We start from the raw sequence: 22,613 nt of genomic DNA on the forward strand, positions 1-22,613 counted from the left end.
TCGACAGTAATGTGAATTTTATTAAAGAATAAAAGAAGATGCTTACTTAGGTGCTCGCCATTGCTACAATTTGGCGCCTTAAAATGATATAAATCGACAACTTCTAAATTAAAAGGCGCACGTTTCATGCAGCTCACTGCCACTAGCAAAGCACAGTTTTTTATTCAAAATGAGTACCATCACGTCGAAATAAAAGAGAACAGTGTTTTATTAAGCTCAATAGGCAGTGAAGAACATATTCCTTTTACGATCTGGAATGGCAAAGTTAGCGTAAAGCGTGGGTTGTTATGGAGCTCTTTGCAGTTTTTTGCTCATGAGCACGAAGGCAAACAACAAAGTTGGCTAGTACAAGGGCTACCGTGGCCACAATGCCGTAAGTTTGCTCTTGAAGCTGTTCGTCAGTATCAAGAATGGCACAATACTCAGTGCCGAAAACTGGCTGAGTATCTACCTAAGTGGGAAGAAGAGCTCTACAAACTTAAGCATCTTCCTGCCTATCTATCGCACTCTCAAGTGGTCTCCTGGGTGGAAAGTCTTAACCAAGAGTTAAGCGAAATGAAAACCACTCTAGAAGAAGCCAAAATGCGGATGCCGAATCGCATGGCGGAAATAGAACCTTGGCTTATTGATACGTCTGCGACGCTTGGTGAGCGTAATCGTGATTGGCTTGAGGAAGAACGTCCGAATTGGGAAGTGCTGTTTAATCGCATAGAATCTTCGCCTTTAAACTTATCCCAGCAATATGCGGTGTTGCTCAACGATGATCACAACTTAGTCCTTGCTGGCGCAGGCTCTGGCAAAACCAGTGTTTTAACGGCTCGAGTGGCATACTTGCTGCAAAGCCACCAGGCTCAAGCAGAAGAGTTGCTTATGCTGGCTTTCGGTCGTGATGCCGCGACTGAAATGAAAGAGCGTTTAGTGGATAAAGTAGGCATGGCCGCAGACGGTGTGCGTGTGAATACGTTCCATCAACTAGGCTTATATATACTTAATCAAGTTGAGCAACAGCCTGTTGAGATCAGTCCGTTGGCGTTAGATGACAACCAGCGAACGGCATGGTGTGTAGATTGGCTGAAAAAGCATTGGATGACGCCTACTAACTTTAAACGTTGGCAAAAACATTTAGACAAATGGCCGATTGCCTATTTAAAAGGGGACGATGAGTTAGGAAGTCACTCAGAAAACCCAAAACTGATCGCGTGGCTAGACTCTCAGTTGTCTCACTTAGCTGCGGTAGGGCTAACCAAAAAGCAAGTGCAAGAAAAGTTGGTAAATCACCAAGACTATACTCGTTTAAACAGCGAACTCGCCTTGTGTTGGCCATGTTTTACGGCGTGGCAGAAAATGCTTAAAGAAAGCAATCAAGTGGATTTCCCTACCATGATCAGTCGTGCGACAGATTATGTAAATAAAGGGAAATTTGTCTCCCCATGGCGCTTCATTATGGTCGATGAGTACCAAGATATCTCTCCAGACCGTTTAGCACTGATTGAAGCACTGTGCGAATCCACACCGAAACAAGCGGGTGCGACGTTGTTTGCGGTTGGTGATGACTGGCAGGCCATCTATCAGTTTGCTGGTGCGGACGTCGATCTTATCACTGGGTTTAAAGAGCGCTTTGCTCACTCTACCGTTCATCATCTAGATACGACTTATCGTTTCAACAATCAGATTGGTGATGTGGCAAACACTTTTGTTCAGCAAAACCCATCGCAATTGCCGAAAACACTAAATAGCCACAAGCAACGTAAGCAGAAGAGTGTGCATACCGCACCGAGTAACCAAGTTGAAAAGATCTTGGATCAATTGAATCAACAAGCCAAGCAAACCAAGTCAGTCTTATTGTTAGGACGTAATCATTATCATAAGCCCGACTTGTATGACGATTGGTTGCGACGTTTTCCTAATCTCGATATTCGTTTTATGACTTGCCATGCGAGTAAAGGGCGAGAGGCTGATTTTGTCATTATTCTTTCTGTGGATGAGGGGCAGTTCCCTGCGAAGAAGAAGCAAATTCACATTGATGGCGCATTGACCGAGTCCAAAGACAAATTCCCTCACGCAGAAGAGCGCAGGCTGTTTTACGTGGCGATTACGCGTGCGAAAGAGAAAGTTTGGATTACGCACACTGGCGCTGGGTCCGCATTTGTTCAAGAGCTCGTCAATGGCGATTATCCGATCATTACTTCGCGTTGAAGGCAGAGTTCTGAATTTTAGAAATAATAAAGGCGATACTCAGTATCGCCTTTACGTTATTCGGTTGGCATCAAAGCTTACATGCGTTCAGCAAGATACGCTTCGTAATCCGGTACTTCAATATCTACTTCTTGCTCAAGAAGAGGGGAGTTAAACAGGAACTTAGCGGTGGCTCGGTTCGTTGCCACAGGAATATTCCAAACGCTAGCAATACGAAGAAGCGCTTTAACGTCTGGGTCGTGAGGTACGGCGTTTAGCGGATCCCAGAAGAAAACGAGAACGTCGATCTTACCTTCTGAAATGAGCGCGCCAAGTTGTTGGTCACCGCCCATTGGGCCACTGATCATACTCTTAATCGCCAGTCCAGTTTCTTTGCTCAACATGTGTCCGGTTGTGCCAGTCGCGTAAAGAAAGTGACTCTGCAGTTTTTCTTTGTTTTCTTTTACCCAGCGAAGTAGCTCAGGTTTGCAGTTGTCATGGGCAACCAAAGCCACATGTTTGTGGGTTGGCATGGTACGAATGGTTTTTTGCATCAAGATGTTTCCGTTTGTATGATTTTAAAATTGTTGTTATTTAATAGAACACGTTTTTTGTCTTTCAATCAACAGCCTTAACACGGAATGTCGGCCTATATTCTGACGGAGATAACGATTCTTCGATCGTATCGTCATGAAGTGTCTTCGGAGTCAGTGGCTTGATCGTTGGTGAGGCATGTTTGTCATACTCTTCACCCCTCAAGTAATGCGCTGCTTGCATGACGGAAAGCCTGCCTTGCTGCACCATTTTATCTGTTGGTGCGAAGAGCACTTTGTTACGCAATAGTCCTCGGTAAACACCATGACTTAAGTACACAGAAACCAAACCGATCTCCTCAGCTTTGCCTGCGCTACGCAGTTCACTGATAGCGGCTTCAATCGCAACCGCGCTGCCAACGATATAATCTATATTTCCCATATCAATCACACGTTGAACAAGGTTACGCTGTAACTCTTTGTCGTTGTCTGCCCAAAACGAGTCAACGATGTTGATATCACTTCCTTGGATCGCTCCATAAAATCCGGCAGTCACGGGCTTCGTACCTCCACGAGTACGCGGCCCCAAAAGTAAGGCAATGTTTGTTTTTCCTGATCCCTTTGGATGACGAGCAGCCAGATATTTTCCTGCTTCGTATCCCATCCAGTGCCAGTCAACACCGACCGTACCTTTTAACAGCTTACTTTGCTCTTCATCCAGATCGAGTTGGTTTACAGTAGCAAAGACAGGAATGTTTCCGACCCAATTCTTAAGCGAATGTTCATAGGCCTGTGGGTCCACGGTCCCAAGGACAATCGCATCTGCTCCCCATTGGCTGCACAGTGCGAGTTGTTGCTCTTGACGCGTTTTGTTTGGGTAGCCACCCGCTTCAAGGACTCTCAGCTCGACGCCTTCTTTTTTCGCTTCGGACACCATTCCATAGTTTACTGATAACCAGTATGAATCCTTTAGGTGAGGGTAAATGGCACATACTTTTTCTGCTGCAACCACTGGTAAAGAAGCGACAAGGGCTAATGTGACTGCAGAATGTTTGAAAATTGTGCGAAATGCGTGTTGATTTTTAACCATGAAATGAAGTTCGTTGGCATAGATTAAGTAAACACTGCAAAATATAACGTAATATGTCGCTGAACACGAACATTAAGGTCATGAAAATATGTTGCTAGCAACCGCAAGCATCGGTCGTAAACTCTTGTTGTCTTTCATTGCGATGGCAATGCTGGTTATGTTATCGGCACTTATTGGTGTGTCTGGATTTTCTTTAGTTGCCAAGACGGAAAGAAATGTCGTGGATTCTGCAATTCCCGCCATGATTGAAGCGAGGCAAGTCTCTGAGTTGAGTACTCGCATCATTTCGTCTGTACAACTGTTATCAAACGCAAGAAACGAGCAGGAAAGAAAAGAGTCTGGGCGTGTACTTTTCGAACAGCTCGAATCATTGCTTACTCATATCAAAGAGCTGGGGAGTGAGTCGTTTGATTCTCAATTGCTAGAAAATCTCGAGAGTAACGTCCAGAACGTTATCGACAACTTGGCAGAACTTGGTGTTTCGGTTGAAAGAAAGCTGTGGCTGGCAAAAGAGATTGATACTCGTGTCGAAGAGATGCGCTTACTGAGTGAAGAGTTGGAACAGCTAACTCGGACGCAAGTTCAGAACACGAGCACCATTGCCGTTGCTAACGTCACACATATCTATGATTTATTAGAATCGAATAAAAAATCGCAAGTTTATCAGGCACTAGATGCGCTGGTGGAAGTGGATCTAGATCTGACGGAGCGATTGCATGAGCTGCACTTATTGGCTTTTAAAATGCTGAATCAAATTGAAGAGGCTCGCACATTAACCAATATTGAGCGAATCCAGCAGGTGCAAAGTGATTTTGAAAGTAATCTCAAAATCATGAAGCGCCGTGTTCTTGCCGTAGAAGATCCCACTCGCTCCAAACAAATGAGCCAACTACTAACAGAGCTCGGTAAGCGTCAGGTCGTGTTCACTATTTTGATGCAGCAGTATGAGAATAACGAACAATCTCAACAACTGATGCAAAAGACACTGGAATTGTTTTCGGAGCTGAATGGCACCGTAAACAAATTGGTTGATGATTCAAACAAAACGACAACCGTCGCTGTGGATGAATTGACGAGCACGCTGAAATTCGCTCAGTGGTCTCTAACGGTGATTTCAATTGTTGGTTTGATTGTGTTGGTGCTGATTTTATGGCGTGTTGTATACCTTTCTGTGGTTAAGCGATTGGCAGAGTACTCTGCTGCGTTGCTTTCTGTGGCGCAGGGTAACTTAGCCGTCGAGCTGGAGGTAAAAGGCAAAGATGAGCTAGCACATATGGGGCAAGCTATCATCACGGCTCGAAATACAGCGCAAGCGCTAAAAGTGGTCGCAGAGGGAGAAGCTCAAGCCAAGCGAGAGCTCGAAGAGCACAAAGAGCATTTGGAAGAGCTCGTTGAGCAACGCACTTCACAGTTAAAACAAGCGAACCGCCGTTTGAATGAAGAGGTTTTGAATCACGCGAAAGCTCGTAAGCAAGCAGAGCAAGCGAGTCGAGCTAAATCAGCATTCTTGGCGACCATGAGCCATGAGATCAGAACGCCGATGAATGGAGTGCTCGGAACAGCACGTCTGTTGATTGACTCCGGCCTCAACCCTATTCAAAAGCGTTATGCGGAAATCATTAACCGCAGTGGTAAAACGTTGCTCGCGATTCTGAATGATGTGCTGGACTACTCCAAGATTGAAGCAGGGCATTTAAAGATTCGCCACATGGGCTTCGATTTACACCAAATGGTTGAAGACACTTTCCAGTTAATGAACAGCCGAGCTCAAGAGAAGAAGCTGTTGTTTTCCTATCATATTGAAAGTGATGTAAGTCGCTATTGGAAAGGGGATGTCACCAGAATCAGTCAGGTTCTGAACAACCTCGTCGGAAACGCGATTAAATTTACTGACGAAGGTGAAATTGATATCTATGTGAGCCTCAACCCAGAGGATGAGTCGCAAGTCCTATTCGAAGTATCAGATACCGGGATAGGTATTGCCAAAAAAGATCAGAGAACGTTGTTTGATGCCTTCACGCAAGCCGAAGGTGGGATGAGTCAAACTGGAGGAACGGGGCTTGGCCTTGCCATCAGTAAACGAATTATTGAAGCGATGGGCGGTATTTTAGAAGTCGATTCTGAAGAAGGAGATGGCAGTCGATTCTGGTTCTCCATTCCATTAGAGGAAAGTGAGCCTGTTGAAACCGGTGCAGTGGCAACCGCGCGCTGCAAAGTGAAAGCGAAAGTCTTGTTGGTAGAAGACAATGAAGTAAACCGAGTGGTTGCGGAAGGCTTTTTAGAAAGCATGGGCCACCAGGTCGTGATGGCAGAAAACGGTTCACAGGCAGAGCAACTGATCAGCACGCAGGATTTTGATATCGCTTTAGTCGACATCAACTTGCCAGACTGTGATGGAACCGAGTTAATCCAACGTTTAAAACAAATTGAATGTAACAAACCAGCCAATAAAGCCCTTGCTGCTACGCCTATGATCGCAGTGTCTGCGCACGTTTTTGCCGAAGAAGTTGAGCGCTATTTAGCTGCAGGTTTTGACGGGTATTTACCTAAACCATTGGCAAAAGAAGCACTAGCGGCATTGATTCAGGATGTGCTGGATGGAAAACCGTTGTTATTGCCACAAAATGCCGACTGTACCCCGTTTGATCAAACTTCGTCTCAAGAACAAGCGATACAATCAAAGGTTGTTCAAGTCCCTAAAACAGAGGAATCAGATGTGGTCATCATTAACCCGAGCGTGATTGAGTCCGATATGAAAATCTTGGGCAGAGAGAAGATGTTGCACATCATTAATCTGTTTAGAACGACCAGTGCCGATGTACTAAGCAAGCTGCAAGCGTCTGCTGGTGGTAATGACAGTAAACAAGTGAAGAACCTTGCTCACAAACTAAAAGGCAGCGCAGGGAGTTTAGGGCTTACGGCATTAATGAACTCTTGCCAAGAAATTGAAGCTGCGCCTCAACCTTTAGATACCTACATGGCGACTAAAGATCAATTGGTGTCTCAAGTGTCTGAATCAATTCAAGCTCTTGATGAGTTGATGGCGAAGTAAATCAATTGCATCCCAAAAACAAAAACCTCCGGCAAGCCGGAGGTTTTTTCTATTCGGTCATGTCATCTTCCCACTCGAATCGAGTGTCTAGGGCATAAGGGTCGTCATCAAAAGGATGCTCCACTTTGCCACGCAAGTATTCGAGTTGATGCTCAAGCATGTTGACCGTTTCGTAGTCTCCCTCAGAACAAGCAACGTAAATCTGTTGTTCAAGAGCGGCAATGTTATCTCGGATACCCATGAGAACCCCCTTAAATCATCATCGATTCTCAAAACGATTATAGTCAAGTAATCCAAATTCGATCGGTTGTTTTGTACGGTACCAATTGTGCAGACGATCGCTAAACGGCCAGAATTTTTCTGAGCTTCTGCGAATCGCAAAATTATCCAACAACTTAACGTAATCGGATTCATTTTGGATGGCACTAAATTGATCGACAAATTCTTTTACTTGATTTTCGTTGATCGAGAAAAATGCCGCTGGGTAGCTTCCCACAACGCCACGTACGATGGTCATATCATCGTTAGCAAAGTCGCGGTTGCTTTCTTCATCAAACAAGCTAGAAATATTCGTGTGCGCATTATTGTGAAGTAGGGTGAATAACTCATCTTTTCCAGACTGGCTTCTCACCATAAGCATGGTGATTTGCGGAACGGTTTTCAGGCCTTCTCCACGAACTTGGCCAATACGTTGGAGCTGTTTTTCACTTTGAGCAGAAAGCTCAGTATCTTTAACCTCGTAGCGCGGAAGAAGAACATCTGAAACTCGTTCTCTAAGCAACTCGACTAACTCTGTTTTTGGATCGTCAGTTTTGTACTCGACGCTGGTTGGTTGGTTAAATGGCTTCACGTTGCGTTGTAAAAAGTCACTTAACTGTGGACTTTGATCTTTATACCAGCTTGATTGCAGTTCATGACGCATGTCGGTTGGCAGCAAAGAGATAAAGTTACTTTCGCCTTCCAGACGCAAGAAGTCCATGAACATTCGTGTCATGAGTTGGTGGCCGAAGTTGCCGTACACATCAAACCCAGCAACGAGCAAATAGTGGATGCGTTCTAGTAACGCGTAGTCAAGAATCCATACCGTTTTCGGCTGCTCGCCAACTAACCCTTGTACGACTGACGCGCTGTCAAAGTGGCGGAAAATCGTTAATGCCGCATTGTGGTTGGTACCATTACCGTCCCAAATTACGTCGGTGGATAGGTTTTCGCCTTCCTTAAACCAGTTATTGGTAAATTCAGACTTGGCTTCTAGGTAGCGAGCTTGCTGACGGGCGTATTTAACCCAGTTGGTAACAGGCAGCGTGTTGCTTTCCTGCTCTGCTGGCAGTCTTAGGTTATCAGCCTGAGAACGGTAAAACTCATTTACTTCAGGGATATCTGCTTTATCTGGATCTAGAAAGAATATCCAAAAGCGATCATTGATAACATTCAATGCAAGTTGGCCACGACAAACAGGCCCTTTAATGTAAGCCATGATCGTGTTTTGTGCATTGCCCAACATAAACTTGAAGCGTGATTTAACCGGAAGATCGATAAATGATGTCATCGGGTTTGCAGCAACTTCAGGTTCATAACTCGGTAGTTGATTAACTGTGTAATCAGCATCGATAAACCATGTGTTCCAGTTTTCAATACGTTGCTTGTTTAACGCGAACGGCATGTGCGTTTTATCTACAATCGTCCCTTGTTCTGGAATAATTCGATAAAACACGCGCTCAACCCCGGGATCATCGTACGGGCGACGTGTTGAAATACGTTTTACTGGTTGCCCCGGTGGAGTAGAAGAACGAACTAACGTAAAGAATCGAGGATCTTCAGTGAGTTCTGAAAAGTAGAGGTGAGACAAAAACAAATGCTCGTAAATATAGCGAGCCATCAGTTGATTTTTTAGATCAGCGCGATTGAGCAAAGTCTCATACTTGTCAATTTGAGCTTGCTCTTGTTCACTAATTGGTTGGTGAACGTTCATTATCGCGCCGTTTTCCAGCCAAGTCATCAGTGTGTGGTATTCACTGTTTGATAGGTTTGGCATACCAAAAGGCATTCCCCAGGTTGGGTTATCTTTTTCGTACTGTTCGTACTCTTCAATTGTTGGACAGGTTTGTTCTCGGTCTATCGAAAAATCAAAACCTTCTAACTGGACTTGATCAGGCAGCGGGTGGCGTTCTTTTTGTTGTAGCAAACGTGCAATGAGGCCTGCATCAATGTTGGCCGCCATGCTCTGATCACGTTCGTTAAGTACCGGATGAAAACCCGCATCGCGCCACTCTTGGGTTGTTTCTGCATCTTCGAATAAGCGTGTTGGCGCGGCGGCAGTAAGTCTTGTTCCTTCATATACCAGTGCTTTGCTCGCGCCACGGTCAATACCCTCAACGGAAGAAAGCTTAAGCTGACATGGTGCATCGTAGCACGCATGACAGACGACACAGCGGTTATCCATAATGGGTTTGACTTCGCTTTGGAAGAAGTTTGCTTGAGGTGTAGCCACGTCCGCCGTACGTTCACGAACGAGCTGTGGACCAAACAGTTGGTCATAGTTAAGGCCCGCATAGGTTGCACAGCCAGCAAACAATGTAGCAATGCAAAGTATAAAAATTAAGCGCAAATTCATTGAGTTATTTTACGTGATTAGAATTTGCATTAATTAAAGCAAAATAAGCGGTCAATTACCAAAAGTTGGAGCAATTCGCCGCGATTTCTTTACTTTTTCGCATGCTTAAATACATAACCTTGTCGATGAACGGTCTGAATTCGATCCGCTTTAATCCCTTCGCTAGCCAGTCGTTTTCTTATTCTACTAATGTGCATATCGAGTGCGCGGTCATGCTCTGAGAACGTGCGCTTCAGTACCGTTTCATAAAGGAAAGGTTTGCTAAGTACTTGATCTTGATAATGAGTCAGAGTACGGAGCAGCTCGAATTGAACGCTTGTAAGCTGAACTAACTTTTTGTCTGGCGGACGATTTATCATCACAGTATGGCTGTGCTTGTCCAGTACGAGCTCATATTCATTATTGAGACCGTTATCGGAAGCTGCCGTCTTAGGAGCAGACGAAAGGGTAGACTCAAACATATTGGCATTTTAATTATTAATGATAGTAAAAACTATTATCATTAATGTTGATGTGAAATCAATGCTGTATTTTATTTGTAATGCAAGATGTCGGAGTCATATCAAAATTCTGATATGGAAGAAATAACTCTACGAGGGAACGAGCACCAATTTAAATCGCCAAATCAATAAGTACTACCACAATTTCTAAAGTAAATAATCAGCTATTTTGGGGACTAGAGCAGCTGTTAATGTCTCTAAAGTTCTTATTTCTAAGATTCGCTTATCCACTATTTCTAGACTATACATTCTGTTGCAGGAAGCTCTTTTCTAATACACACAGAGGTTTATATGACAGCGAAATATGGCGTAAAACGTCGATTAGCGATTCTTGCCGCCGCCTTAATTAGCGCGACAAGTAGCAGTATCGCGGCAGAGAAACCTAACATTCTCGTCATTTGGGGTGATGATATTGGCCAGTCCAATCTCAGTGCTTACACCTTCGGTTTGATGGGATACAAAACACCAAACATAGACAGCATCGCGAAAGAGGGCATGATGTTCACGGATTATTACGGTGAACAATCTTGTACTGCGGGCCGTTCTACTTTTATCACCGGCCAGACCGTCCTTAGAACGGGTTTAAGTAAAGTAGGGCTTCCTGGCGCAGATCTTGGCTTGAAGGAAGAAGATGCCACCATTGCCGAAATGTTGAAGCCGATGGGCTATATGACGGGTCAATTTGGTAAAAATCATTTAGGCGACAAAGACGAACACCTGCCTACTAACCACGGCTTCGATGAATTTTTTGGCAACCTTTATCACTTGAACGCCGAGGAAGAACCAGAAAACGTCGATTACCCTAAAGATCCAGAATTTCGTAAAAAATTTGGTCCACGAGGTGTTATTCGCTCGTACGCTGACGGCAAAATTGAGGACACCGGGCCTCTGACTCGCAAGCGTATGGAAACCGTGGATGAAGAGACGTTGGATGCGGCTCTCGATTTTATGGATCGTGCCGTCAAAGCTGAAAAACCTTTCTTCGTCTGGTGGAACGCAACGCGTATGCATTTCCGTACCCACGTGAAAGAAGAGAATTCGGGAAAAACAGGCATCAGTGAGTATGCAGATGGTATGGTTGAGCATGATAATCATGTCGGCCAACTACTGAAAAAAGTGGACGATTTGGGCATAAAAGACAACACGATAGTCTTTTATTCAACCGATAATGGTCCACACATGAACTCGTGGCCAGATGCAGGCACAACGCCATTCCGTGGAGAGAAAAATACTAACTGGGAAGGTGCGTATCGAGTCCCTGCGATGGTACGTTGGCCGGGTAAAATTAAAGCTGGCTCTGTCTCGAATGATATCATGCACCATATGGACTGGATGCCAACTTTCGTTGCTGCCGCGGGTGATGACAGTATCAAAGAGAAATTACTCAAAGGCTATAGTGCGAATGGTAAGAAATTCAAAGTGCATCTCGATGGTTACAACTTCCTGCCATATTTAACTGGCAAAGAAGAGAAAGCACCGCGTGAAGAGATTTTTTACTTCTCGGATGATGGAGACTTAACCGCACTTCGTTATAACAAGTGGAAACTGGTTTTCATGGAGCAACGAGCAAAAGGTACGCTGCGCATTTGGGCAGAACCATTCACCACACTTCGAGTTCCTAAGATCTTCAACTTACGTATGGATCCTTACGAAGTCGCTGATATCACTTCCAACACCTACTATGATTGGATGCTAGACCGTGCTTATATGCTGGTTCCTGCCCAAGCTTACGTAGGACGATTCCTCGAAACGTTTAAAGAGTTCCCACCAAGGCAAAAAGCGGCAAGCTTCTCGCTCGATCAGGTGATGGAGAAATTAAAAGAGAACCCAAATAAGTAGGCTAGTGCTACGTAAGCAATACGATGCAACCATATAGAAAAGAGGCTCATATGAGCCTCTTTTTTCCGTCTAATAGAAGCTTTAAGAGCAACGAATGACAAAGAAAATGCGAATCAATAAGGTCTACAAGGAAACTGGCTCGTAGTGGGCAGCCGTTAAGTTCGCTTTAATTTTTTCACGTAGCGCAATATGAGCAGGGTTGTTCATTTCTCGCTTGTGGTAAACAAACTTGTAAGGGATAGCGCATATAGAAATAGGGCAGTGCAGAACTTGAAGCTTAAGGGCTTTACTCCATTTGTTTGCAAAAGATTGAGACACTAAGCCTAAACAATCGCGTTGCGCGACGTACAACGCCATACCAGCAAGCGAAGATGTGATCAAATCGACTTTTCTCTCTTGAATAGTTTCTTGGGATAGCTGTTCAAAACCGCTCATGTTGTTCCATTTCCCTGAAAACAAACAGTGAGTTTCCTCATAAAACTGTTCTTTTGAGAGCGAGCCTTGCACGCGGGGATGATTCTCACGACAGATAATCACCGCCTCTTCTTCGTAGGCATCTTCAATAATAAATGCGGCATCTTTTGTGATAACAGTATCAATGACAAGATCGACTTTTTGTTGTCTTAGAAGCTCAAATAATAAGAACTTTTCGGGTGGCGATTCATAAAAAATAGTGTTCTTTATCGGGTCCATAATGTGCAATAAAATTTCGGAACAACACACTTCAAAATGATTCTTATCGGATATCGCATTATCAATGATATTAACCGCTTGCTGGAATTGCGGTAGCAGTTGATAGGCGGTGGATGTTAGTGCAATACCTCGCCCTTTTTTGACAAATAATTGCTTATCGACCACTTGTTCTAAACGCTTTATTGCAGCGCTCACAGCGGGTTGTGTCAGCCCCAATTGTTCCGCGGCTTTCGTATAAGATTGGAACTCCGCGACAACAAGAAAAGTTTGGATCAAATTCAAGTCCATAACGTTACTCATAAATTTAATTTATAGGTTAACTAATTCTGACTGCATTTATCGCCTGAAATTAGTGCTTTATCTTATATCAACAATGGTATTGAAAAGCGAATACCATTTTTACGCACTAGCGAACTCTTGGAGATAATATGAAAAATGCGACCAAAACGAGCAGTAAAAAACTCGTACTTAACGCATGTACGTTAGCATTAGGCGCTGCATCTGCAGTTGCACACGCAGCGGACAAACCCAACATTCTTGTCATCTTTGGTGATGATGTTGGTTACTGGAACCTTAGTACCTACAACCAAGGCATGATGGCGTACAACACGCCGAACATCGATAGCATTGCTAAAGAAGGTGCGAAGTTCACTAACTTCTACGCACAGCAAAGTTCGACAGCAGGCCGTTCTGCATTCATTACTGGTCAAATGCCAAAACGTACTGGTCTATCAAAAGTGGGCTTACCAGGCGCTCCGCAAGGTATCTCGGAAAAAGATCCAACGATTGCAACCGTGCTTAAGCAAATGGGTTATGCAACCGGACAATTTGGTAAGAACCATTTAGGCGACCGAGACGAACACCTTCCTACCAACCACGGTTTTGATGAGTTTTTCGGCAACCTATATCACTTGAACGCGGAAGAAGAGCCAGAGAACGTGGATTATCCTAAAGATCCAGAGTTCAAGAAGAAATTTGGCCCTCGTGGCGTAATCCACTCTTACGCTGACGGCAAAATTGAAGATACCGGTCCACTTACGCGTAAGCGTATGGAAAATGTTGACGGTGAATTCCTTGATGCCGCGGAAACCTTCATAGAAAAACAAGTAAAAGCGGATAAGCCGTTCTTTACTTGGTTTAACACCACTCGCATGCACAACTTCACGCATGTTCCTGAAGAATACCAAGGTAAAACAGGTGCTGGTTTCTACGCGGATGGTGTCAAGCAGCACGATGATCAAATCGGTCAGCTACTTAATAAGATCAAAGAGTTGGGTGTAGATGACAATACAATCATTGTTTACACCACTGACAACGGTCCTATGGTTGATTTGTGGCCTGATGCAGGGATGACACCATTCCGCTCAGAGAAAAACACTGGTTGGGAAGGCAGTTTCCGTGTGCCGATGTTGATTAAATGGCCAGGAAACATCGAAGCAGGTAAAACGTTCAACGGCATGATGTCATTAGAGGATTTCTTCCCGACATTGGTTGCTGCTGCGGGTGACACCAAAGTTAAAGATGAATTACTAAAAGGTAAGAAAGTTGGTGATATGGACTATAAAGTTCACCTAGACGGTTATAACCAACTGCCATATCTAACAGGTAAATCAGACAAATCTGCTCGTAATGAGTTCGTTTACTGGAGCGATGACGGTGATCTTGTGGCATTACGCCAAGGAAAGTACAAGTTCCACTTTATGATTCAAGAGAATGAAACGGGTATGGATGTATGGCGTAAACCATTCACTAAACTTCGTGTTCCATTGATCTTCGACTTGAGCATCGACCCATTCGAACGTGGTGACCAAGGTATGGGTTACTCTCGTTGGATGTACGAGCGTTCATTCCTAATGATGCCAGCGGTAGAGAAAGTGAAAGAGGTAATGGGTACGTTTAAAGAGTTCCCACCTCGCATGGAAGCAGGTTCATTCGTACCTAAGTCTTCTAAGTAATAAAGAACATCGATAATCCATAGCGCTCTTCGGAGCGCTATATACCCAAATAGCTTCCCGCTTACTGCACTACGCTTACGAGGTTATTTGGGTATATTTAATAGTGAGAAACGTATGAGTAAGATTTCCCCTCGCCATTCTACTACCATGCCTATTGTTCCTCTTAAAACGGCTTCTAAAGCACCGGTTTCGGGCGCGTATGACCGTCGATTCCATGTGATGGCAAAGCCGGGCGGAGCAAAATGCAACATCGATTGTCAGTACTGCTTTTATCTGCATAAAGAAAATCTACTGCACCAAGAAAAGCAGCCAAAAATGGACGACGCTACATTGGAAGCGTTCGTGAAAAACTACATCGAAAGTCAGGATGGCGAAGAAATTGTGTTCTCATGGCAGGGTGGGGAGCCAACGCTGCTTGGGTTGGACTATTTCCGCAATGTCGTAGCTCTGCAAAAGAAACATCAGCCGAAAGGCGTTCGCATTGAAAACGACCTTCAGACCAACGGCATTTTGCTAAACGATGAGTGGTGTGCGTTTTTAAAAGAGCACAACTTCCTAGTTGGCTTGTCGATTGATGGGCCACGAGAGCTGCACGACAAATATCGCAAAACCCGCAGCGGTAAGCCGACGTTTGATCTGGTGATGAAAGCGGTAGATAGGCTCAAAGCGCATGGCGTGAAATTCAACGCGTTGGTGACGGTGAATCGTCACAATGCGAAATACCCGCTCGAAGTGTATCGATTTTTAACCCAAGAATTGGGTGTGACATACATTCAGTTTGCACCGGTGGTTGAAGCGAACGACTTCCAAACAACCGCACCGCAGTTTTGGAACGAACAGATGATCCCAACCAAAGGCAGTGATCTGGCGAAACCGGGTCATCCAATGTCTGTTGTGACGGATTGGTCGGTCGATCCTGAAGACTGGGGACGCTTTTTAATGGCGACCTTTGAAGAATGGGTGAATAACGATCTTGGCCGTGTACTGGTTAACCTGTTTGAAACCGCGGTAGCGCAAGTAATGGGGAAACCGTCTCAGCTTTGCGTGACAGCTGAGTTTTGTGGCAAAGGCTTGGCGATTGAGCACAATGGCGACGTGTTCAGTTGCGACCACTATGTGTACCCAGAATACAAGCTCGCCAACATTCATGAACACTCATTGAATGACATGGCCTTCTCTACACGACAATACACCTTTGGCATGGCAAAACGCGAATCTTTGCCGACGTATTGTAAGCAGTGTCCCTACTTGCCTTATTGCTGGGGCGAGTGTCCGAAAAACCGTCTGATCAAAACGCCGAATGGCGAGGCTGGACTAAACTATCTGTGTTCGGGAATCAAAATGTTCTTTGATTACGCGTTACCGATGTTGGTTGGTCTTGCACAGCTTCTCCAATCTGAAGAACCGCAAAGATAGCATAGTGAATATAACCTTAAGTTATTTCATTTGTTCTTATACTTAACTATTGAAAAGACGGCTTAAACCACTGAAAAGGTACCCTATGAACCACGCACAACAAGCGATAAAAGAACTCATCGAACAAACAGAAAAAAGCGTCATTGGACAAAGCCACGTGGTTCGAGCTTTAGTCATCGGGTTATTAACGAACGGGCACATTCTTCTAGAAGGTTTGCCGGGAACGGCAAAAACACGTTCTGTAAAATCGTTGGCCAACTTGTTAAACACCAGTTTTGGGCGAATCCAGTTTACGCCGGACCTTTTACCATCAGACGTGACGGGGACCGAGGTTTATCAAGAGTTGGATGGCAAGCCGCAACTTCATTTTCAACCAGGGCCAATTTTTAACAGCATAGTGCTTGCCGATGAGGTCAACCGTGCGCCAGCCAAAGTACAAGCCGCACTGCTTGAAGCCATGGCCGAAGGCACAATCACGGTAGGCGATAAAACTCACGTATTGCCAGACTTGTTTATGGTGCTTGCAACGCAAAACCCAGTAGAACAAGAGGGCACGTACCCGCTGCCAGAAGCGCAAATGGACCGTTTTATCATGAAGGTTACCGCCGATTACCCAGAAGACGACGCTGAACGTGACATCATTCGTTTGGTGCGCAGTGAAGAATTAGGTGCGGAAACCAGCAGCGAAATTGTTACGCCAAAACACATCGAGCCAGACGTGGTGCTAGAAGCGCGCCGTCAGTTACCAAACATCGTGGTATCAGACCTAGTGGAGAACTACATTGTCGCGTTAGTGATGGCGACTCGTAAGCCAGAGCGTTATGCCGATTCAAACTTAGCAAAATGGATTGAGATTGGCTCTAGTCCTCGTGCTTCCATCGCACTAGACAAATGCGCTCGTGCGTATGCGTGGATGCAAGGACGTGACCATGTCACTCCTGATGATGTGCGAGCCATGGTTCCGTCTGTACTGGGCCACCGTTTTTCTTTGACCTACGATGCACTAGCAGACGGAGTCGATCACCAACGCGTCGTGCAAGAGCTGCTAGATTGTGTAGAAATTGGGTAAGCGGGAGGCATTATGGCTAAGCCAACTCTTGCGCCAAAATCACAGGGGATGGATCCCCGTTTGTACTGCGATTACGCTCGCTTAGTACGCTTGCAAGCACAAGCAGAATCATTCAGTTTACTTCCTCATCTAAAAGCGGGTAGCGTACTCTCAGGCCGCCACAATTCGCTGTTTCGCGGTCGTGGATTGAACTTCGAAGAGCTGCGCCATTATCAATTGGGTGACGACATTCGTAACCTGGATTGGAAAGTCACGATGCGCACAGGCAAGCCGCACGTGCGCAGCTACACCGAAGAAAAAGATCGCAACGTGATCGTGTGTGTCGACCAGCGCAGCGCAATGTTTTTTGCTTCGACGCAAGTAATGAAATCGGTTGTCGCGGCAGAAATCGCGGCCATGTGCGGGTGGCGCGTGTTAAAAGATGGCGACCGAGTTGGTTTTGTCATCGCATCCCAACAGGCGTTGTTTCACAGCAAGGCGCAGCGTTCGCAAAACGATCTTCTGGCTCAACTTAAGCGTCTCGCTAAAGCCAATCAATCGCTCAATGTGGACTCCCGCAATTCCGAAAAAGTGACGTTCAGTCAATGGATTGAGCTCATTAAACGCATGAAGCTCAAACAATCCACATTGATTTTTATCAGCGACTGGAGCGACTGCGAGGAGCACCACCTTGATCACCTTAAACAGCTACAACAGCACAACGATGTTCTTGCAGTGATGGTCAGTGACCCATTAGAACAAGCGCTACCAGACGATTTGGCAAAATCGAAATGGGTGGTTGGTGATGGGCAGTATCAACTCAATTTAGACAGCAAAGCAAAGATAGAAGCCGCGAGCGCAAAGCTTGAGGCTCGAACTAGCTTACAGCGACAATCACTCTCTCAACTTATGGCGATGAAACACCTTCCGCACATCGAACTCGATACGACAGGCGAGCACATTAAACAATTTCAAAAACTGGTAGGAGGGCGTTAAATGAGTGGTCTTCCTACGCCTCCGAGTACCTACATACTCAGAGAGCTACATGATGTGGCCGTGCCACCAAGCGTGAGTTGGTATCCGCAAACTATTGGCTGGAAGATTTTAGCGGCGGTTGCGCTCATTGCATTGGTGTATGTCGCGTATCGTTTGGCTCAACAGTGGTGGTGTAACCGCTACCGACAAGAAGCTCTGTTGGCGATTTCGCAAATCAAACCGAGCGACAAAGGCATGCCTAAAGCATTGTTCTCTGTGCTTAAAATTGTGTTGATTCATGTTGATAGCCGTAACGCGAAATTGTTTGATACCGCGTTTTTGCGCAAGCTCGATGCGCTATATCCGCAAACCGGAGATTCTCTAGCAAACTCGCAAGTGGTCTTTAACGATGAGCTTTCAAAGCGCTGGCTACAAAGTATTGTTGACCCAAGCGTTACGCTAACCAACGAAGAACGAGTAACGCTTATTGCTCGTGCGAAAAACTGGGTGAGTGAACACCGTTGTGATGTTCAAAAAAGCGCGTCAAAGAAATCACCACTATTGAAACGCAAAGCAAATCAGGGAGGTCAACATGAATGATCTTCTTGCATCGCTAACTGGTTTGTCTGGTTTTGAATTTGCTCACCCAATGTGGTTTCTGATTTTGCCCTTGCCGTTGGTGGTGTACTACTTGGTGCCTGCATATCGCACTAAGCAAATGGCGATCAAAGTGCCGTTTTTTAGTCAGTTGGTGGAAGCGATTGGCGAGACGCCATCAGAAGGTGCAAGTCAGTTAACCCCAAGCTGGTGGCAACGAGCAACGTTAATTCTCTCATGGCTTTTGGTGGTGTGTGCGATGGCCAAACCCACCGTGTTAGGCGAGCCTCAAGTTCGCGAGAGTTTAGGGCGCGATGTGATGGTGGTGGTGGATCTTTCGGGTTCCATGGCTGAGCCTGACTTCACGTCTCGTACAGGTGAAAAAATTTCTCGCCTGGATGCGGCAAAAGAAGTGCTGACGGAGTTTGTTCAGTCTCGTAAAGGTGACCGATTAGGCTTGGTTCTTTTTGGTGATGCCGCTTTTGTGCAAACGCCATTTACCGCAGACCAAAAAGTGTGGCTCGAACTGCTTAACCAAACCGATGTGGCGATGGCAGGGCAGAGTACCCATCTTGGTGATGCGATTGGCCTAGCGATTAAAGTTTTTGAGCAAAGCGATAAGTCGCGTGGTGCTTTAGAACAAGATCAAAACCGTGAAAAAGTCGCGATTGTATTAACCGATGGTAACGACACGGGCAGCTTTGTCGAACCGATTGATGCGGCGAAAGTTGCGAAAGCCAAAGGCGTGCGAGTGCACGTGATTGCGATGGGCGATCCGGAAACGATAGGTGAAACCGCGTTGGATATGGACACGATTCATCGCATTGCGAAAGAATCCGGCGGTGAAGCGTTTGAAGCACTCAACCGTGATGAACTGTCGGTTGCCTACGACGAGATTGGCAAACTGGAACCTCAACTTTACGAAAGCACCACATACCGCCCAAAACAAAGTCTTCACCATTACTTGATGGCGTTAGTGGTCATCATGCATTTACTCGCGTTCAGCATCGCGACACTCAAAAGAAGGGCTGCAACACGATCATCATTAGGAGAGAGCGATGTTTGATTCTCTTAGTTGGACGCAATTCTTTACGCAGTTTCATTTTATCCGACCGCTGTGGTTACTGGCTTTGATCCCTATGTTTTTCTTGGTGTGGTTGCGCTGGCGAGAAGAAAGCAAACCAAGCTGGAAGGATATTCTTCCCGAACATTTACGTAATGCTTTGACGATAGGCGAGCGAGGTTGGCGCAAGCAACTGCCGCTTAAGCTCTTGATGCTGATTGTGCTAATCGCCATTGTGATTTGTGCAGGCCCAACGTGGCAACGTGAATCTTCTCCCTTTGGTGAAGATAAAGCCTCTCTGCTTGTGGTGCTTGATAACAGCGACTCGATGCTGCAAAAAGATCTCCCACCAAGCCGCCTTGAGCGTTCCAAACAGAAAGTACGCGATTTATTAGCTGCGCGAAAAGGCGGAAAAACGGGTTTAGTCGTATTTGCGGGCAGTGCTCATGTGGCGATGCCTGTGACTCAAGACAGCAAAGTATTTGACCCATTTTTGGCGGCCATTACGCCAGAAATCATGCCCGTGCAAGGTAAGCTTGCTGAAAAAGCCTTGCCGTTAATTGATCAACAATTGCAAGGTCAACCAGGCTCCACCGTTTTGTTGGTGAGCGACGGCGTGAACCCGGCCACGATTAAGCAATACCAAGCGTATTTTGCAGGTAAACCTTATCAACTGTTAATTCTTGCTGCGGGGAATACAGACATCGTGAGTAACAACCCGATGGATTTGGATTCTCTGCAAAAACTGGCCAGTCAGACCAACGGTCGATTGGTGGAAGTGACGGTCGATAACAGTGATATCGAACAACTGAATCGATACGTTGAGCGCAATATGCAGCTAAATGGCGAATCTTCAATGCCTTGGAAAGACATGGGTTATCAACTGCTGTTCCCAATCGCGTTAATCATGATGCTGTGGTTTAGAAAAGGGTGGTTAGTGCAGTGGTGCGTGATTGCAATGGTGAGCGGTACACTGTTGATGCCGACCAGTGCAATGGCGGAGAACATTTCTGTTAAAGCCGAACAGCCACAAGTTGTGCAAAAAGTGACGACCTTCGACAAGGTAGCGCAATGGTGGTGGGATTTGTGGCTGACGCCAGACCAACAAGGACAGCGTTTGTTCAACCAACAAGCGTATTTAGAAGCTGCGAAGCATTTTGTCGATCCTTTACGCAAAGGCACGGCATACTACTACGCTAGCGAGTTTGAGCTCGCGCACAGTGCGTTTTTGGAAATGCAAAACGACCCGTCTGAAGAGGTTCGAGATTACGGTCTTTACAATGCGGCGAGCGCATTGGCGCGCCAGCGTGAATATTTGGCTGCACGTGACTTGTTAAAATCCCTAGCCAGTAAGCCAACGTTGAGCGAGTCGTTAAGACCTGATGTTGAGCACAACTTGAAAGTGATTGCTGGCATCGTCGATGAGATAAATCAGATGAGTGAAAGTCAAGCCGGAACAGAGCAAGAGGCGTCAACCGAGCTAGGCGACAACCCTCAAACCGCAGAAGGAGCGGATGAACAAACGTCAGCGGAGTTGATGATTAAAGAGACGTTAAGCGCAGACGACATCTTAGGTAGCCAAGAATTAGCCGACAAGTGGCTAAAGCGAGTCGAAGCGGACCCGAAGTATTTCTTACGCGCTAAATTTCAAATTCAATTACGCTCGCCAACAACGGGTAGCTCAACTACGACAACGGAACACAATACAGAGGAGGCGGCCCAATGATGATGAATGTCCATCGCGTTAACTCTTTTGCTCTTCCTGTACGGATAGTGGCATGGTTAGTGGTTTGTTTGAGTCTATTCGTAAGTCGTCACGTTTCCGCTCAGGATATTTACGATCTTCAACGCAATCATGGTGTTGAGTTGCAAGCGTGGGTTGGTCAACAACCAACGGCTGGGGAAAAGCGTAAAACGCCAAGTTTTAGTGTCAACGAGCAAGTCATTTTAACCATCGAAGTGGCAACGCCGCGCTGGTTTACGGGGGGGACGCGAATTGGCAGTATTGAAATGCCCAATGTTATCGCCAAACAGCGTAATCAGTTAGCCACTAACTTCACGGAGCACAAGGGCGGCCAAACTTGGTCGCGTCAACGCTGGGAAGTGACTTTGTATCCGCAAGCATCTGGTGATTTTGTGATTCCACATGTCGCTGTGGGCGTTCAGGTGTCGGCGCCGGACGGCGAGAAGGTGTCAGGCACACTTTACACGCAGCCGATTAAGTTCAAAACTGTCTTGCCATCGGGATTGTTGAGCGGTGATACGCCTTGGTTTTCTGCAACGCACGTAGACGTAAAACAAGAGTGGGAAACCTCCACTGAGTCACTCAAAGTCGGGGATGCAATCACGCGTAAAATCACTATTTCAGCTCAAGATTCGCTATCTGTGTTGCTACCAGACTTGTTGAAAGGAGAATCAACAACCCGTTACCAAGCGTATCCTCAACCGCACCGTCTTACAGATACGCAAACACGTGGTGATTACCAGTCAACACGCACAGAAGAGAGCGTGTACGTGATTCAACAAGGTGGTGAATTAACCCTGCCAGATTATGAGTTCCGTTGGTGGAACAGTAAGACTCAGCAAGTGGAAACGGTGGTGTTAGAGGGCAAAACATTTGCTGCGAAGCACACGTTGAAATCCTTCATCAAAACGTACTTTGCATGGATTGTATCCACGCTTGTATTGCTGGGTTTTGTGACTGTTTCATTGGTAGCCATTAAACGTTACTACCGCAACAAACCGACACCAGCATGGTTGACGTTCCACCGTTTGTTAAAGGCTAAACGGTGGTCTGAAGCAAGGACCGTATTGTACAAACAATTGCGTTTAAATACGGCAGAGCTGGAAATGACCAAAGCCGATACGAGTGAATCGTGGCAAAAAAGTGCGTCGCGAATGCAAAATGGTGAAAATAGCGCTCATTTAATGAAGTCGATGTGGCGCAAGATCCAGACCAAACAACAACGCTTTAAATTCCGTATACCGCGAGCGTTACCAGAACTGGACAAAGTCATTGGAAGAGATGGCAATGAATAAAACGGGGCGCTAATATAGCGCCTC

The 22,613-nt window shown here is 45.7% G+C and carries 17 protein-coding genes; 11 read left to right on the plus strand and 6 right to left on the minus strand.

Annotation, left to right across the window (positions count from 1 at the left end; all coding sequences use genetic code 11):
- Positions 1 to 126: 126 nt before the first annotated feature.
- Positions 127 to 2,196, plus strand: coding sequence for a DNA helicase IV (helD, locus tag FR741_RS18700; RefSeq protein ID WP_150916766.1), 2,070 nt, complete (start codon positions 127 to 129; stop codon positions 2,194 to 2,196).
- Positions 2,197 to 2,273: 77 nt separating this feature from the next.
- On the opposite strand, the gene FR741_RS18705 is transcribed toward helD, so the two are convergent.
- Together FR741_RS18705 and torT are read right to left on the minus strand one after the other, a co-directional pair.
- The gene (locus FR741_RS18705) at positions 2,274 to 2,729 is read right to left on the minus strand and encodes a methylglyoxal synthase (protein WP_005376571.1); all 456 of its coding nucleotides are present in this window, start codon (positions 2,727 to 2,729) and stop codon (positions 2,274 to 2,276) included.
- Between the two features lie 64 nt (positions 2,730 to 2,793).
- The gene (torT, locus tag FR741_RS18710; protein WP_269819784.1) at positions 2,794 to 3,843 is read right to left on the minus strand and encodes a TMAO reductase system periplasmic protein TorT; all 1,050 of its coding nucleotides are present in this window, start codon (positions 3,841 to 3,843) and stop codon (positions 2,794 to 2,796) included.
- Positions 3,844 to 3,886: 43 nt separating this feature from the next.
- On the opposite strand from torT, the gene torS reads away from it, so the two are divergent.
- The gene (torS, locus tag FR741_RS18715; RefSeq protein ID WP_167427423.1) at positions 3,887 to 6,850 is read left to right on the plus strand and encodes a TMAO reductase system sensor histidine kinase/response regulator TorS; all 2,964 of its coding nucleotides are present in this window, start codon (positions 3,887 to 3,889) and stop codon (positions 6,848 to 6,850) included.
- Between the two features lie 49 nt (positions 6,851 to 6,899).
- On the opposite strand, the gene FR741_RS18720 is transcribed toward torS, so the two are convergent.
- From FR741_RS18720 to FR741_RS18730, 3 genes are all read right to left on the minus strand, one after another.
- On the minus strand, positions 6,900 to 7,091 hold the full coding sequence (locus FR741_RS18720) for a hypothetical protein (RefSeq protein WP_005376565.1): 192 nt from the start codon (positions 7,089 to 7,091) through the stop codon (positions 6,900 to 6,902).
- A gap of 18 nt (positions 7,092 to 7,109) precedes the next feature.
- Positions 7,110 to 9,464, minus strand: coding sequence for a fatty acid cis/trans isomerase (locus tag FR741_RS18725; RefSeq protein WP_167427424.1), 2,355 nt, complete (start codon positions 9,462 to 9,464; stop codon positions 7,110 to 7,112).
- An 89-nt stretch (positions 9,465 to 9,553) separates the two neighbouring features.
- A complete protein-coding gene (locus tag FR741_RS18730; protein ID WP_043884638.1) occupies positions 9,554 to 9,925 on the minus strand; it encodes a winged helix-turn-helix domain-containing protein in 372 nt (123 codons plus the stop codon).
- Positions 9,926 to 10,255: 330 nt separating this feature from the next.
- Here FR741_RS18730 and FR741_RS18735 point away from each other — a divergent pair, with 330 nt between their 5' ends.
- Positions 10,256 to 11,803: an arylsulfatase gene (locus FR741_RS18735; RefSeq protein WP_074190583.1), complete on the plus strand. Its 1,548-nt coding sequence runs from the start codon at positions 10,256 to 10,258 to the stop codon at positions 11,801 to 11,803.
- A gap of 123 nt (positions 11,804 to 11,926) precedes the next feature.
- On the opposite strand, the gene FR741_RS18740 is transcribed toward FR741_RS18735, so the two are convergent.
- On the minus strand, positions 11,927 to 12,784 hold the full coding sequence (locus tag FR741_RS18740; protein WP_174856108.1) for a LysR family transcriptional regulator: 858 nt from the start codon (positions 12,782 to 12,784) through the stop codon (positions 11,927 to 11,929).
- Positions 12,785 to 12,924: 140 nt separating this feature from the next.
- Here FR741_RS18740 and FR741_RS18745 point away from each other — a divergent pair, with 140 nt between their 5' ends.
- From FR741_RS18745 to FR741_RS18780, 8 genes are all read left to right on the plus strand, one after another.
- On the plus strand, positions 12,925 to 14,451 hold the full coding sequence (locus FR741_RS18745) for an arylsulfatase (RefSeq protein ID WP_006742790.1): 1,527 nt from the start codon (positions 12,925 to 12,927) through the stop codon (positions 14,449 to 14,451).
- A 114-nt stretch (positions 14,452 to 14,565) separates the two neighbouring features.
- Positions 14,566 to 15,867: an anaerobic sulfatase maturase gene (locus FR741_RS18750; RefSeq protein WP_167427425.1), complete on the plus strand. Its 1,302-nt coding sequence runs from the start codon at positions 14,566 to 14,568 to the stop codon at positions 15,865 to 15,867.
- Positions 15,868 to 15,952: 85 nt separating this feature from the next.
- The gene (locus FR741_RS18755) at positions 15,953 to 16,936 is read left to right on the plus strand and encodes an AAA family ATPase (RefSeq protein ID WP_167427426.1); all 984 of its coding nucleotides are present in this window, start codon (positions 15,953 to 15,955) and stop codon (positions 16,934 to 16,936) included.
- 12 nt (positions 16,937 to 16,948) lie between these two features.
- Positions 16,949 to 17,911 carry a DUF58 domain-containing protein gene (locus FR741_RS18760; RefSeq protein ID WP_167427427.1) on the plus strand — a complete coding sequence of 321 codons (963 nt, stop codon included), beginning with the start codon at positions 16,949 to 16,951 and terminating at the stop codon, positions 17,909 to 17,911.
- On the plus strand, positions 17,912 to 18,490 hold the full coding sequence (locus FR741_RS18765; RefSeq protein ID WP_025505516.1) for a DUF4381 domain-containing protein: 579 nt from the start codon (positions 17,912 to 17,914) through the stop codon (positions 18,488 to 18,490).
- Positions 18,483 to 19,553: a vWA domain-containing protein gene (locus tag FR741_RS18770; RefSeq protein WP_167427428.1), complete on the plus strand. Its 1,071-nt coding sequence runs from the start codon at positions 18,483 to 18,485 to the stop codon at positions 19,551 to 19,553. Before FR741_RS18765 ends, FR741_RS18770 begins: the two co-directional genes overlap by 8 nt.
- On the plus strand, positions 19,546 to 21,276 hold the full coding sequence (locus FR741_RS18775) for a vWA domain-containing protein (RefSeq protein WP_140264826.1): 1,731 nt from the start codon (positions 19,546 to 19,548) through the stop codon (positions 21,274 to 21,276). The genes FR741_RS18770 and FR741_RS18775 overlap by 8 nt, the downstream gene beginning before the upstream one ends.
- Complete coding sequence (locus FR741_RS18780) at positions 21,273 to 22,589, plus strand: BatD family protein (RefSeq protein WP_174856109.1); 1,317 nt, start codon at positions 21,273 to 21,275, stop codon at positions 22,587 to 22,589. Before FR741_RS18775 ends, FR741_RS18780 begins: the two co-directional genes overlap by 4 nt.
- Positions 22,590 to 22,613: the final 24 nt, after the last annotated feature.

Source organism: Vibrio diabolicus, from assembly GCF_011801455.1.
Lineage (GTDB): Bacteria > Pseudomonadota > Gammaproteobacteria > Enterobacterales > Vibrionaceae > Vibrio > Vibrio diabolicus.